10 protein-coding genes and 1 tRNA gene are annotated in these 14,605 nt (G+C 70.5%); 9 read left to right on the top strand and 2 right to left on the bottom strand.

What is annotated here, in order from left to right; all coding sequences use genetic code 11:
• Positions 1-88: 88 nt before the first annotated feature.
• Genes ABD324_RS27200 through ABD324_RS27185 form a run of 4 tightly spaced genes read left to right on the top strand, consistent with a single transcriptional unit; the run spans position 89 to position 7,923 of the window.
• Positions 89-2,149, top strand: a complete 2,061-nt coding sequence (locus tag ABD324_RS27200; RefSeq protein WP_344423117.1) for a tellurite resistance TerB family protein — start codon at positions 89-91, stop codon at positions 2,147-2,149.
• Entirely contained in the window at positions 2,146-3,459 is a 1,314-nt protein-coding gene (locus tag ABD324_RS27195) for an ATP-binding protein (RefSeq protein WP_344423115.1), read from the top strand. Before ABD324_RS27200 ends, ABD324_RS27195 begins: the two co-directional genes overlap by 4 nt.
• Positions 3,434-6,529, top strand: a complete 3,096-nt coding sequence (locus ABD324_RS27190; protein WP_344423113.1) for a DEAD/DEAH box helicase — start codon at positions 3,434-3,436, stop codon at positions 6,527-6,529. The genes ABD324_RS27195 and ABD324_RS27190 overlap by 26 nt, the downstream gene beginning before the upstream one ends.
• Positions 6,526-7,923: a restriction system modified-DNA reader domain-containing protein gene (locus tag ABD324_RS27185; RefSeq protein WP_344423109.1), complete on the top strand. Its 1,398-nt coding sequence runs from the start codon at positions 6,526-6,528 to the stop codon at positions 7,921-7,923. Before ABD324_RS27190 ends, ABD324_RS27185 begins: the two co-directional genes overlap by 4 nt.
• A gap of 302 nt (positions 7,924-8,225) precedes the next feature.
• On the opposite strand, the gene ABD324_RS27180 is transcribed toward ABD324_RS27185, so the two are convergent.
• Positions 8,226-8,299 (bottom strand) — tRNA-Pro (locus ABD324_RS27180).
• 224 nt (positions 8,300-8,523) lie between these two features.
• The gene (locus ABD324_RS27175) at positions 8,524-9,405 is read right to left on the bottom strand and encodes a (2Fe-2S)-binding protein (RefSeq protein WP_344423107.1); all 882 of its coding nucleotides are present in this window, start codon (positions 9,403-9,405) and stop codon (positions 8,524-8,526) included.
• A gap of 137 nt (positions 9,406-9,542) precedes the next feature.
• On the opposite strand from ABD324_RS27175, the gene ABD324_RS27170 reads away from it, so the two are divergent.
• The 5 genes from ABD324_RS27170 (at position 9,543) to ABD324_RS27150 (ending at position 14,585) form a co-directional block, all read left to right on the top strand.
• Positions 9,543-10,349 (top strand): enoyl-CoA hydratase-related protein, encoded by an 807-nt coding sequence (locus tag ABD324_RS27170; protein ID WP_344423105.1) that lies wholly within the window; start codon positions 9,543-9,545, stop codon positions 10,347-10,349.
• A gap of 16 nt (positions 10,350-10,365) precedes the next feature.
• Positions 10,366-11,538: a thiolase C-terminal domain-containing protein gene (locus tag ABD324_RS27165; protein ID WP_344423103.1), complete on the top strand. Its 1,173-nt coding sequence runs from the start codon at positions 10,366-10,368 to the stop codon at positions 11,536-11,538.
• A complete protein-coding gene (locus tag ABD324_RS27160; RefSeq protein WP_344423100.1) occupies positions 11,535-11,933 on the top strand; it encodes a Zn-ribbon domain-containing OB-fold protein in 399 nt (132 codons plus the stop codon). Before ABD324_RS27165 ends, ABD324_RS27160 begins: the two co-directional genes overlap by 4 nt.
• 19 nt (positions 11,934-11,952) lie before the next feature.
• The gene (locus tag ABD324_RS27155; RefSeq protein WP_344423097.1) at positions 11,953-13,170 is read left to right on the top strand and encodes a cytochrome P450; all 1,218 of its coding nucleotides are present in this window, start codon (positions 11,953-11,955) and stop codon (positions 13,168-13,170) included.
• 176 nt (positions 13,171-13,346) lie between these two features.
• On the top strand, positions 13,347-14,585 hold the full coding sequence (locus ABD324_RS27150; protein ID WP_344423094.1) for an ABC transporter substrate-binding protein: 1,239 nt from the start codon (positions 13,347-13,349) through the stop codon (positions 14,583-14,585).
• Positions 14,586-14,605 lie beyond the last annotated feature (20 nt).

Here is a 14,605-nt window from a genome sequence, read left to right as displayed (position 1 = left end):
ACCGGCCTGGGGGGTGTCCGTCCTGGGGTTTCTCGACAAATTCCGACTGGATGCTCCCGTGCGTCCCTCGCCACGACCTTCCGGGCCGATGTTCGTGTGGATTCCGCCCGACCGGGCCGTTGATGTCGTCGGGTTTCGGCTGTTCGGTGGAATGGTGTACCTCGGTGAGCAGCTGCAGACCCAGAGCGGGATCACCGAGCCCGCGCTGATCGACCCGACGCTCGACATCGACCGTCGAAGCCCGGACTGGGACGGCGATGACCTCTTCTACTGGCCCAGCTACGAGTCGATCACGCCTGCCTCCCGAGCGGCCTATCTGACCTGGCTCGCCGACGGACGACGCCATCCCGGTATCCCGCTCGGTTACGTCTTCCTGTTCTTCTACGGCCTCGAACGCCGAGTACTCGTCGATGCCATGGGAGGCGATGCCGCCGCCCGAGCAGAACTTCCCGCGATCGATGCCGAGGTGCGCCGACTCGCGGCTCTGTATGGAACCGAGAACGCGTTCGGGCGATACTGCCAGCGATTCCTGGACGTCCTCGTCCTCCTGCAGAACGGCCCGACAGCACGTCCTCCCGAATACGGGGTCGGCGACCAATGGGAGGTTCCGCACGCACTGCGCCTCGGCCTCGCCCGATTCGCAGCCGAGCGCCAACCCGTGCCCGCGGACTGGGCCTTGTCGTGGAGCTGGTTGCACCCGAGCATCTATGCGCGCACACCGCAGACCCGGTGCCCCGGGGAATTCACGCAGCTCTTCCGGATCCGCTACCGGGAGCGCCATGGCGCGGGGCTGATGGCGACTTCGGACCGCCCATCGCTGCGGCTGCGGTACTCACCGGCCAGCGCGGGCCTCCTGGGGGCCGACGTGGACCTGCACGGTGTGCCTGATGTCCTCGAGGATCCAATGGCGACCCGCGCTCTGAAGTCGCTGGTCGACGACGTGACGCAGGAACTCGAGGCGTACAGCCGCTTCATCGGGCGCAACCCGGATCAGGTGGGCAGCCTCGCCGCGGCGGCGCTGCTGCCTGTCGAACTGGCGACGTCGGGTCCCGCCGAGACGTTCCTGTCCTGGGCTCGCTCGGCTCTGGGCAACGATGCCAGCGTGGTCGTCGACGGGGACGAACTGATCGGCTTCTGGCCTACGGCGCAGGACGCGAAGATGTCCAAGAAGGAGGTCGTGGCCTGCGCGCAGTTGCTGGAGCGGCACGGCATCGGCGTCGAACCCGACGTCCGGCTCGGCGGCGCCGCGATCTCCGCAGGCCCCGTCGTGCTGTTCGACGCGAGCTACGACCCGCCGCGCAGCGCCGGAACCGAGTACGTCGCTGCGACGACCCTGCTGCAACTGGCCGTCGCGGTCAGCGCCTCCGACGGCGACGTGGACTCCTCCGAGCAGCAGGTGCTGCTCGACCATCTGAGCAGCGCGCTCGCCCTCACCCCGGGCGAGGTCGAGCGGCTCATCGCTCACCTGCACTGGCTCACCGCGACGGGGAGCAAGCTGACCGGGCTCACCAGACGGCTGCGAGAGACGCCTGAGGACCGACGCCGGTCCATGGCGGACGTGCTCGTGGCCGTCGCCGCGGCGGACGGTGTGATCTCCGCCGACGAGGTCAAGACCCTCGGCAAGATCTACAAGCTCCTCGGGCTCGACCCCGACGACGTCTACTCCCGGCTCCACTCCCAGACCACCATGTCCGCTCCTGCCGAACGGACCGGCCGTCGACACTCCCGAGCAGGTGTCACCGTCACCGAGACCGTCGAACCTGCCGCACCCGGAACCGTCGACCTCGATCCCGCACTGCTGGCCGCTTCGGCTGCGGGAACCGCCGCCGTCTCGTCACTGCTCGCCGAAGTCTTCGCGGACACCGACGCGCCCGCGCCGACCATGGAGGTCCTGCCCCCACCCCCGGAGGAGACCGGCCAGGTCCCAGGTCTCGACGCGGCTCATGGACGGCTCTACCTCGCCGTGCTGGAACGCTCGACGTGGGGCCGCGCCGAGTTCGCCGAGCTTGCCGAAGGCCACGGGCTGCTCCCGGACGGGGCACTCGACGTCGTCAACGACCACGCCGTCGACACCTGCGGCGAACCGCTACTCGAGGACGAGGGCGACCTCGTACTCAACGACTATGCAGTTCAGGAGATCCCGCGATGACCGACGCGCCCACCGCGACCCGCATCCGGCCGAAGGACCGCGACGCGATCCTCCAGTCCCTGCGGGCCGGCGTCGTTCCGCGCACCGGTCTGCAGCACATCGCCGTGGGCAGACCGGACGAGATCAGCTCCCTCATCACCGACATCGCCCGTATCGCCGACGGTGGTTCCGGGTGCCGCTTCGTCATTGGCGACTACGGGTCGGGCAAGACCTTCTTCCTCCAGCTGGTCCGGTCCATCGCCCTGCAGCGCAACCTGCTGACCGTGCACGCCGACCTCGCCCCCGACCGCAGACTCCAGGCGACCGGCGGCCAGGCCCGCAGCCTCTTCGCCGAGCTCATGCGGAACATCGCCACCCGCGGCCAGCAGGACGGCGGCGCGATGACCAACGTCGTGGAGAAGTTCGTCGGCACCGCCATGACCGAGGCCCGCCGCGACGGCAGCGACCCCGAGACCGTCATCCGCGCGAAGCTGAGCAAGCTGAGTGAACTCGTCGGCGGCTACGACTTCGCCGACGTGATCGCCGCCTACTGGCGCGGACACGAGTCCGGCAACGAGCAGCTCCGGGCGGACGCCGTCCGTTGGCTACGCGGTGAGTTCTCGACTCGTACGGACGCTCGCACGGCCCTCGGCGTCCGCACGATCGTCGACGACTCCCAGGTCTACGACCAGCTCAAACTCATGGCGCGCTTCGCGCAGCTCGCCGGGTTCAACGGGCTGCTGGTCTGCCTCGACGAGATGGTCAACCTCTACAAGCTGGCGAACTCCCAGGCCCGCAACTCCAACTACGAACAGATTCTGCGCATCGTCAACGACAGCATGCAGGGCAGCGCCGAGCACCTCGGCTTCCTCTTCGGCGGAACCCCGGACTTCCTCCTCGACCCCCGCCGCGGTCTCTACTCCTACCAGGCCCTGCAGAGCCGCCTCGCCGAGAACACCTTCGCCGTCGACGGGCTCAAGGACTTCTCCGGTCCGGTGCTGCGCCTCGGCAGCCTCGCCCAGGAGGACTTCTTCCAGCTGCTCAAGAATCTGCGACACGTCCAGGCCGGCGGTGATCCCACCAGGTACCTGATCCCTGACGACGCGCTGGTGGCGTTCATGCGGCACTGCTCGGAGCGCATCGGCGAGGCCTACTTCCGCACCCCGCGGACCACCATCCGCTCCTTCCTCGACCTCCTCGCCGTGCTGGAACAGAACCCCGGCACCGCGTGGACCCAGCTCGTCGACGCCGTCGTCGTCGAGAAGGACGTCGATCCCGCCCTGGCCACGCCCGACACGGACGACGATGAGCTCGCCGACTTCAGCCTCTGACCGCCTCCATCGCGGGGTACAGCGCTGGTTGCACGCTCAGGGCTGGCCCTCGCTTCGTCCGGCCCAGGCAGCCGCAGTCGAACCGGTCATGTCCGAACGCATCGATGTCATCATCTCCGCGCCCACAGCGGGTGGGAAGACCGAGGCGGCGTTCCTGCCCATCTGTTCCCGTCTCGCGGAAGCCCGTGACGGCGGCCCGCCCGCAGCGGGCATCGAGGTGCTCTACGTCAGCCCGCTCAAAGCGCTGATCAACGACCAGTACGACCGCCTCGGCCTTCTCTGCCACGACCTCGACATCCCCGTCCACCGCTGGCACGGAGACGTGCCGGCGTCGGCGAAGACCACGATCCGCCGTTCGCCGGCGGGCATCGTCGTCATCACACCCGAGTCACTCGAAGCCCTGTTCGTCACCGGTGGGCATGACGTGGCCCGGCTACTCGGCGGACTGCGTTTCGTGGTCGTCGACGAGATGCACGCCTTCCTCGGGACCGAACGCGGCAGGCAGCTCCAATCACTGATGCACCGCGCCGAGGAGACGCTCGGCAGGCGAGTCCCGCGCATCGCGCTGTCGGCCACGCTTGCCGACCCGACCGCCGCACGGGACTTCCTCCGTCCTGGGGAGGGGGAGCGGGTCGAGTACATCAACCCGCCCCAGCCGAGCAACATGCGACTGCGCGTGTTCGGCCATCAGCGACGCAATCCCTCCACCACCGACTCCGACACGGAGCCGTCCGACCTCGTCGCGATCAGCGAGCGACTCTTCAACGGCATGCGCGGCAATGATCACCTCGTGTTCGCGAACAGCCGGAGGAACGTCGAGACCTACACCGACCGCCTCTCGCGCCTCGCCGCCGAACGCCGTGTTCCGAACGAGTTCTTCGCCCATCACGGGAACCTCGCGAAGCAGGACCGGGAGTTCGTGGAGCAACGTCTGAAGGGCGGCGAGCCGACCACAGCGGTGTGCACCTCGACCCTGGAGATGGGAGTCGACATCGGCTCGGTCGAGGCGGTCGCCCAGATCGGGCCCCCGCCGGGCGTGGCGAGCCTGCGCCAGCGGATGGGCCGCTCCGGCCGGCGCAACGGCGTCCCCAAGCTCATGGTCCACATCACCGAAGACGAGATGTCGGACCAGATCAGCACGCTCGACGAGCTACGACCACGACTCGTCCAGACCGTCGCGATGATCCAGCTCATGGGGGAGCGGTACCTGGAGAAGCCCGACCCCCGCCACCCCCATCTGTCGACACTCGTCCAGCAGGTGCTATCGGTGATCGCGCAGCGCGGCGGCGCCTCGGCGGGCTCGCTCTACGCCGCCCTGTGCAAACGGGGCCCGTTCCGCGAGGTCGACGAGTCGATGTTCGTCGAGCTCCTCCGCGCGATGGGATCCGCGGCACTGCTCCAGCAGGGCTCGGACGGCCTGCTCCTCGCCGGTGAAGTCGGCGACCGCATGGTCAACCACTACAGCTTCTACACCGCGTTCCACACCGCCGAGGAGCTCCGGGTACTCCACGGCCCACGCACACTCGGGACCATCGCCCCCGGCCCGGGCCTGCACATCGACGGCCTCCTGCTACTGGGCGGGCGCCGCTGGCGGATCGTCGCACTCGAGCTCGGCGCGAAGATCGTCATGGTCGAGCCGTCGTCGGGCGCGCGTCCACCGACCTTCGACGCCAACGGTGGAGTCCTCGTCGCCGACCCGGTGCGCCGGCGGATGCGCCGCCTCTACACCACCGACGAGGTACCCCCGTGGTTGGACGACGAGGCCGCACAGTTGCTCACGCAGGGAAGGGCGGCGTTCGCACGCCTCGGGCTCGCACACAGCGGCTTCCTCGAGCGCGGCGGCGAGACGCTCGTCTTCCCGTGGCGCGGTGACAAGATCATGAACACCCTCACCGCCGTCCTGAACTCGCACGGCGCCGACGTGGCCGATGACCGCATCGCGCTCACCGTCAAAGGGATGCAGGCCGAGCCGCTGCGAGACCTCCTACGCAGCCTGTCCGAGTTGCCCGCAGCCGATCCGCTGGAGCTGGCGGGGGAGTGCCCGAGCCTCGAACTCGACAAGCACGACGGCTACCTCACCCCGGAGCTGCTCGTCCATTCCTACGCCGCGCGGTTCCTCGACGTACCGAGCGCGTGGCAGACCCTGCGCGACCTCGGCCAGGGCACTGCGGTGGCGACCGGGATCGCCACCCCCATCAGTCACGGTCCCACCGGACAGGTAGAGCTCGGCAAGACGCCGTTCGCCGTCATCGACGTGGAGACGACCGGGTTCGACGCGAACGGCAGGGACCGGATCGTCGAGATCGCCATAGTCCGCCTCGCCCCAGACGGCTCGCTGCTCGACTCCTGGTCGACGCTCATCGACCCTCAACGGACCCCCGGCCCTACTCGCGTCCACGGTCTCACCGCCGAGAACCTCGTCAACGCCCCGACCTTCGGTGCCGTCGCAGACGAGGTACTCGCCCGCCTGAGCGGAGCGATCGTCGTCGCCCACAACGCGGCTTTCGACCACCGCTTCCTGCGCGCCGAAGTCGGGCGAGCAGGGCGGGCCGTCCCGGACTGGCCGCTCCTGTGCACTCGCCGGCTCGCCTATCAACTCGCCAGCGCAACCAGCCGCCGACTCACCGACCTGTGCCGCGCAGAGGGGCTGCGCCACGAGGGAGCCCACTCCGCCCTCGCCGACGCCGACGCCACCGCACGACTCCTCACGGTCTACCTCAAACGCGCCGACGCGGGCGGGACGAGAACAGCCGGCGAACTGGGCGTGAGCCCCACGACCCTGCCCCCGTCCGTCGACCCGCCCACGACCAGACCGAACCTGCACCTGCGGACGGCTCCCGCGCCCGACCGCCAGGCCCTCACCGGCGAGGCGAGCGGAGACCCGCGCCTCGACGAGTACCTCGATCTCCTCGACATCGTCCTCGCCGACCACGTGATCACCCAGGAGGAGCAACAACAGCTGGATGCTCACGCCGCAGCGTCCGGCCTCGCCCCTGGCCTGCTCGCCCGGTATCGACACAGGTACCTCGCAGGCTGCACTCCACCGACACTGCGAGGAGACACGAAATGACTGTCGGTCTGTTCGGCGACGACTCAGGACGTGACCGCTCCCGATACCTGCTGGACGGGCGACGAGTGGTGCTCAAAGATCTCATCGAGAGCAGTTTGCTGGCGCCCGGAGACCGCCTGACGTTTTCGCGGCCGAACCTCGGGGAGAAGTACCACGCGGGTGTCCTGCCGAGCGGGCGAATCGAGCTCGACGACGGACAAGCGTTCGCGACGCCATCGAAGGCGGCGGCCGCGGCTGCAGGTGTCAGGGCGATGGACGGCTGGCACGCGTGGACGGTCGACGGCACCAACCGCACGCTCGCCTCGCTCCGAACCGACCTGCTCGCCAAGGTCGTGGGCGACAGGGGTACGGACGAGCCGGACCCGACTTCGACACGCTACGAGATCCTCCGCAGTGCACGAGAGCAAGCCGACCGTGGCAACCCGGCGGAGATGACCGTGCGCGAGTTGCTCCGGTGGTGGGATGCATCGGAGCGGGGCTATGACATCGACGAGCGCATTGTGGCGGACCTGGAGAACCACGGTCTCGCCACTTCACCCGACTTCCGACGCGTGAACCTCGACTCGCAGGTGACTCTCCGTCCAGGTTCACAGCCCGTCGACAGCCCTCGCGAGACAGGCGTGGGCGAGCCGACGACCGCAGACCAGGTGAGCGGGCCGCTCACGGGATCGCTCGAGCAGGTCGACATCGGGCTCACCCTCGGCAATCTTCCCTCGGCCATGGGCGAGCTCGTCTCCATCACGCCGCAAGCGACCTTTGAGGAAGCCATCACCAGGATGGCGCTCGACGACTACTCGCAACTCCCGGTGATGGTCAAAGGCCGGAACCTCCGTGGCGCCGTCACGTGGCAGTCGATCGCGCAGACCCGCCTCGCCAAGGCAGAAGCGACCCTCGGTGACGCCATCGTCCCGACCCTGCCCGAACGCTATGACCGTCCCCTCGTCGAGGTCCTGCCACGGCTCGTCGAGGAGGGATTCGTCTTCGTCGAGGACGACCAGCGCCTCGTCTCCGGGATTGTCACCACCGCCGACGTCGTCAACCTCTACGGAGAGCTGGCCCTTCCGTTCCTTCTCGTCGGAGAACTCGATCGGAGACTACGGCGGATCGTCTCGAAACTGCCGTTCCAGCAGGTCTGCTCTGTCTGCGACCCCGCTGGTAGTCGGCTGAGGACGCCGGACGACCTCACGATGGGCGACTATGAACGGACTCTGGAGAGCAAGGAGATCTGGGACACGCTCGAGTGGCCACTGGACCGAGTCGTCCTGATTCAGCGGCTCGGGAGACTCCGGAGGATCCGCAACGACATCACTCACTTCAACCCTGACATGCGTCAGAGCAACGTCGTGGCGGACCTCCGCAACTTCCTCAACCTCCTTCGGAGACATGACGACTGACTGACCGACTGAGATGCATCCCTGCCGTTGCTCCACAGTTCCGGCACGTCAGAGGGCAGGGTGGTTCGTTCACGGCCCTGGCGGCGGATAGCTACCCCGTGGGGGTGAGCGCAGTCGCGGCGAGACCGGCCACGGAGTCCGGCGCACTCGGCCCGTCCTCAACCACGGTCGCGGCGTCAAGAGCCAAGGAGTCAGCGGGCACACCCCCGAGAGGTCGCCCATGAATCGTGTAAGCCGTGTCTTCCCAAGTAAACGATGAAGGCCGGTGGCTCCGTCGAGATGCCACCGGCCTCCGTCGACCGTCGGGACGACAGGATTTGAACCTGCGACCCCTTGACCCCCAGTCAAGTGCGCTACCAAGCTGCGCCACGTCCCGGCCGCCCCCGTGAGGGCTCGATCAGCCTACCGCACCACTGATCGCGTCCCGCACCGACCCGGATGTCGCTCCCCCCAGCTCGTCCGCGAACCTGCCTGACCGTGGATCACGATGGGGCACCACCGTGACGGTCGAGCGCCAGTCTCGTCCTCCGGGGCGGGGCGGGACCACCTCCGTCGGTCGCCTCGTGGGGGCGACTTTGGTGGGTACCGGCCGGTAACCGTTCAGAGCGAGGGCATGCCGAGATGGGCGGTCCGGCTGGTCGTCGCCGTGGGCTCGACCAGGTGGCGCATCCGGGTGCGGCGTTCGTCCGTGCTGATCAGGGGGCACGAGGTGCAGTAGCGGGGGCTGCCGTCGGCCGCGGTGCGGCCGGGGATCCGGTAGTGCAGGCAGCAGGTGCCGCGGACCTGGCCGAGGCTGCGGCGGGCGGGCCCGGCGACGGGGAACGGCACCGGCCGGTCGACGGGGATGCCGGTCCGCGCCGTCACCAGGTCCCAGACGTCCTGGACCGTGTCGAAGACGGCGTGCAGCGCCGGCGGGTCGTCGCCGCGGTGGCGGGCGGCCCAGAGCGAGTGCGAGGACAGCACGTCGCCGAGACCGCCCCAGAGGTTGCGCAGCCCGTAGCGGGTCGCGCGGTGGATCTCGTCGAGGAGCGGGGCGGCGAGGGCGGTGAGGCGGGACGCGAGCTCGCCGCGGAGGTCCTCGACGACGACGGTGCCCGGCCGGCCGGCGGCGGGATCGTCGGGGAGCAGGGCCAGGGCGCCGGTGAGCGCGGCCCGGTCCGTGACGCGGCCGCGGCGGCGGACGGCGACGGTGGGGGTGGTGACGACCGGGATCCGGGCCAGGAGCACGAACCCGACGGCGAGGGGGCGCACGACGGGTCCGGTGAGGCCGCTCGCCAGCGACGCGCCGACCTCGGCGGGCGCCCGGCCCTCGGCGGTCATCTCGGCGGCCCAGCGGGCGACGCGGCCGTCCGTCAGCTCCGCGAAGGGGTGCCAGCCGGTCCCGGTCTGCGGGGCGGTCTCGAAGCCGAAGCGGGTGTGCACGGCCTGGAGGGCGGCGGCGGTCTCCTCGCGGGGGCCGGTGGTGGTGGCGTCGTCGGGCATCGGGGACAGCGTGGCACGACGGTGCGCGGGACGACCTGCCGATGTGGTCAGGTCGATGGATCCTCGCGTGTCCCTGCCGTGGGGGCCGCCGTGACGCCGCACTATGCCGGCCGCCACCTACGCAGTAGTATCTCGACGTGCTCAATGAGGCGTTCCGCCCGGCCGTCGTGACCACGACGACGGACGGGTTCGGCGTGCGGGTGATCACCTTCGACGCCGCGTGGCGGCGGAACACCTGGGGGCCGGATCTCGAGGACGCCTACTTCGACGCCCTCGACGATGCCGGCCGGGATCCCGACGTGAAGGCGATCGTGGTGACCGGAGCCGGTCGGACCTTCTGTCCCGGAATGGATCCCGATGTGATGGGGCGAGCGGCGGCGGGGGGTGCCTACCACGTCCACCGCAGGCCGCAGACCTGGGCGACCCGGATCCAGAAGCCGGTGATCGCGGCGGTGAACGGGGCGTGCGCCGGCGTCGGGCTGGTGCAGGCGCTGTTCTGCGACTACCGCTTCACCCACGCCGGCGCCAGGTTCAGCACCGCGTTCGCGAAGCGCGGGCTGCCGGCGGAGGACGGCGTGGGCTGGGTCCTGGGGCGCCTCGTCGGGATCTCGACGGCGTTCGACCTGCTCGCCACCGGACGGGTGCTGCCGGGGGACGAGGCGGTCGGGATCGGCCTCGCCGACCGGCTGAGCGAACCCGGCGAGGTGGTCGCCGATGCGGTGGAGTACGCCCGCGGCCTGGCCGCGTCCGTCTCCCCGGTGGCGCTCGCGATGGTCAAGGCGCAGGTGTGGGCGGACCTGGGCGGCGGGCTCGAGGACGCGCGGCTGCGAGCGCGGCACCTCCTCGCCGTCGCGAAGCTGCAGGACGACTACGCGGAGGGGGTCACGGCCTTCCGGGAGGGACGCCGACCCGCCTTCGCGCCGTTCCACGGGCTGTATCTCTGACGATCGGAGGAACACCATGAGCCACGAGACCGCGATCGTCGGTGTGGGTGCGACGGAGTTCCACCGCCGCGGCGGCGCGGCGCCCCGGACCGCCCTGGAGCTGGCCGCCGAGGCCGTGCGCGCCGCACTCGAGGACGCCGGACTGGCCGTGTCGGACCTGGACGGGTTCGCGGGCTACGCGGGAGGCATGGACATCGCGCTCCTCGCCCACCTGCTCGGGGTCCCGGAGGTGCGCTTCACCGCGGCCCTCGGTGGCGGGGGCGGCGGATCGGCGGGGTCGGTCGGACTGGCGTCCGCCGCGGTCGTCTCCGGACAGGCCGAGGTCGTCGTCAGTGTGATGGCGCTGCAGCAGTCCGCCTACCGGCTCGGGCAGGCGAACTCGGCCACCACCGGCCCCTACGCGCGCAAGGGCGACGCGGCGACCGACTTCACCGCGCCCTACCGGATGGTGGGCCCGGGGCAGAAGTTCGCGATGGTGGCGCGCCGGCACATGCACCTCTACGGCACGGACCGCGAGCACTTCGCCGAGGTCGCGATGTCCACGCGCGCCAACGCGCTGGACCGGCCGACCGCACTGATGCGCAAGCCGATGACGATCGACGACTACTTCGGGGCCCGCATGATCTCGGATCCCCTGTGTCTCTACGACTTCTGCCTGGAGTCGGACGGCGCCGTCGCGGTGGTGACCACGAGCCTGGACCGGGCGCGGGACCTCCGGTGGCCGCCGGTGCGCATCGTCGCCTCGGCGAGCGGCGGGGCCGGCCGCTACGGGCACTCGGTCGCGTGGATGAACGCGCCGGACGACTACTTCGCCTCGTCGTTCCACCGCACCGTCGCCGATCGGCTGTGGTCGCGGGCGGGCCTCGGTCCGGCGGACGTCGACGTCGCCCTGCTCTACGACCACTTCTCCCCGCTGGTGCTGATGCAGCTCGAGGACTACGGGTTCTGCCCGGTGGGGGAGTCCGGTCCGTTCGTCGCGGCGGGCCACATCCGGCGGGACGGCTCGATCCCGGTCAACACGCACGGCGGCAACCTGTCGGAGGCCTACGTCATGGGCATGACCCACATCGCGGAGGCGGTCGCCCAGCTGCGCGGCACCGCGGTCCACCAGGTGGACGGCGCGCAGGTCGCCCTGGTCACCGGTGGTCCGGCGGCGATCCCGGTGAGCGGGCTGGTGCTGGCGCGATGAGCGGCGCGATCCCGGCACTGCACCCCGATCGCTGGACCGCGCCGTTCTGGGAGGCGGCGCGGCGCCACGAGCTCGTGATCGCCCGCTGCACCCGGTGCGACACCCCGCGCCCGATGCCGCCCGGCCCGTACTGCTGGGCGTGCGACGCCGGCGAGGTGACCTGGGAGCGGCAGCCGGGCACCGGCGAGGTCTTCACCTACACCGTGGTCCGCCAGGCCGATCCGGCCTACGTCGTGGCGGTGGTGGCCCTGGACGGGATCGACGGCGTCCGGCTGCAGTCCGACCTGGTCGGGGTGGGTCCCGACGAGGTGCGGATCGGCCTGCCCGTCGAGGTCGTCTGGGACGACCGCGACGACGGGACCACGGTCCCCCGGTTCGCCGCGAGAACGACCTGACCTCGACGAAAGGCGCGAGATGGAGAACGTCGAACTGGCCGACCTGGACGGCGAGGTGCGGCTGTTCCTGACCGCCGGCGCCCCGGGCCGGTCCGGGCTGGCCCGCGATCCCTATCCCTTCCTGGAGGCCCTGCGGACCCGGGGGCCCGTGCACCGCGTGTCGGCGGACACCTGGCTGGCCACCGGCCACGACGCCGCCGACGAGCTGTTGCGCGGCACCGGCTGGCTGCGCGAGACCCCCGGCGCGGACACGTTCACCCTGGCGGAGCGGGTGTTCCGCCGGTCGATCCCGTTCCGCGACCCGCCCGACCACACCCGGCTGCGCAAGGCGGTCGCCCCGATGTTCGGGGCCCGGGCGATGGCCCGGCTCGAGCAGCAGGTGGTCCTGCGCGTCGAGGAGCTCTTCGCCGAGGCCCGCGAGCGGGAGGTGTTCGACTTCCGCGACCTCGCCTACCGGCTGCCGGTGCTGGTCATCGGTGACGTCCTCGGGCTCCCGCCCGACGACGTCACCCGCTTCGACACCTGGGCCGAGACCCTGCTGCACCTCGGCGACGTGCAGGTGGGCGGGGCCTCGGCGGAGCTGCTGGCGACGGCCGACGAGGCGGCCCGCAGCGCGATGTCCTACTTCGACGAGGTCATCGCCGAGCGCCGCCGCGCTCCGGGCGACGACGTCGTCTCGTACCTGGTGCGGCCGGAGTCCGGGCTGACGCCCGAGGAGGTCGTCGGCAGCTGCGTCATCCTGCACATCGGCGGCCACGCGACGACGACGGACGCGCTGACCAACGGGATGTTCCGGCTGCTCGAGCACCCCGAGCAGTACGCGGCGCTGCGGGCGGACCCCGGGCTCGCGACGAGCGCGGCCGAGGAGTTCCTGCGCTACGACCCGCCGGTGTTCGTCTCGCTGCCGCGCTTCGCCGAGCGCCCGCGGACGCTCGCCGGGCACCGGATCGAGGAGGGCGAGCGCGTCCACGTGGTCTTCGGCGCGGTCAACCGGGACCCGGCCCGCTTCGCCGATCCGGCGCGCTTCGACCTGCGCAGGCCGGTGGGGCACATGGCGTTCGCGGCCGGGATCCACTTCTGCGTCGGTGCCGCGCTGGCCCGGCTGGAGATGCGGATCGCGCTCGACGCGCTGGCTCGGCTGCCCGAGCTGGCGCCGGCCGGGTCGCTGCACGACGTGGTCTGGGCGGACTCGTTCCTGCACCGGGGGACCACCGCCCTCCCGGTCCGCTGGGCCTGACCGGGCCGGGCTCCGGCCCGCTCTTGACACTACATACTACTTCGTAGGTTAATTCACCTCGACCGGGGAACGCCGTCGAGGCGTAGGTCGGGGGACTGGACGAACTCGGCTACGGCCCGACGGTGTGTCACCGGCGGGTCACTGAATTCCTCACTGCTGCGGAAGGACGTACCGGAATGCGTGCGCGAACGAGTTGGGTACGCGCCCTCGTGGCGCTGGCGGTGGGTGCGCTCGCGCTCACCGCCTGTGGATCATCGGCCTCGTCGGGGTCGCCGGCGGGGCCGGCGGGCATCCCGATCAAGATCGGGATGGCGGTGCCGCTGACCGGCGACACCGCGGACACCGCGAAGGCACAGGTGGCGGTCGCCAAGGCCTGGCAGGACTCGGTCAACGCGGGCGGCGGCATCGGCGGGCATCCCGTCCAGATCCTCAGCGAGGACTCCAAGGCCAGCGGGCCGGTGATGCTCGGCCTGATGAAGAAGTTCGTCGAGGACGAGAAGGTGTCCGCCGTCGTCATCGCGGACACCACCGCCGAGGGCGCGGTCGGTGACTACCTCTCCCAGCAGAACGTGCCGGTGATCGGCTCGTCCGGCTTCGACACCAAGCTGTGGAGCAAGCTGCCGAACTTCTACAGCATCGGCACGACCGTGCCGTCCACGCTGGCCGGCCAGGTCACCGTGGCCAAGGCGCTGGGCGCCAAGAAGTTCGGCGTGATCGTGTGCGCCGAGGTGCCCGCGTGCAAGGAGGCCGAGAAGGTCTTCCAGCCGCTGGCCGCGGCGCAGGGCATCGGCTACACGGGCCTGGCCACCGTCGCGTCGGCCGATGCGAACTACACCGCCGCGTGCCTGAGCCAGATCCAGCAGGGCGCGGACTTCATCTCGATCAACGTCAAGCCGGCGGTCGCGGTGCGGGTCATGTCCGACTGCCGCCAGCAGGGCTACACCGGGTACTTCGGCCGCAACTCGACCGGGTTCTCGCAGGCGTCGGACGAGCAGGTGCCGGACACCAAGTCGGGCCTGAACCTCAACGCCTTCCCGTGGTGGGCGAACGCAGCCCCGGTGCAGAACTTCCGCGACGTGATGAAGAAGTACGCCGCCGGCACCGACTACCGCGACTCCGGGTCCACCTCGACCTGGACCTCGCTGGAGCTGTTCCGCAAGGCGCTGGGCTCGCCCACCGGCGACGTGACCCGCCAGACCGTCACGGACGCCTACAGCAAGGTCAAGAACGAGACCCTCGACGGCCTGCTGCCGATGCCGGTGACCTTCACCGCGGGACAGCCCGCGCCGAAGGTGCCCTGTTTCTGGCTGGCCACCTACACCGCCGGGGCGGACCACCCGACCTCGCTGGCGTCGGCGTCGCCCGGCAACGGGGTGACCGGTGACCTGGCCTCCGCCTGCGTGAACCCGGCCTGATCCCAGCAAGCGGTCCCGAC

It is taken from the genome of Pseudonocardia ailaonensis, assembly GCF_039531635.1.
In the GTDB taxonomy this organism is placed as follows: domain Bacteria; phylum Actinomycetota; class Actinomycetes; order Mycobacteriales; family Pseudonocardiaceae; genus Pseudonocardia; species Pseudonocardia ailaonensis.
The sequence above is the reverse complement of the archived record's forward strand: the minus strand, read 5'-3'. Positions and strand labels throughout refer to the sequence as shown.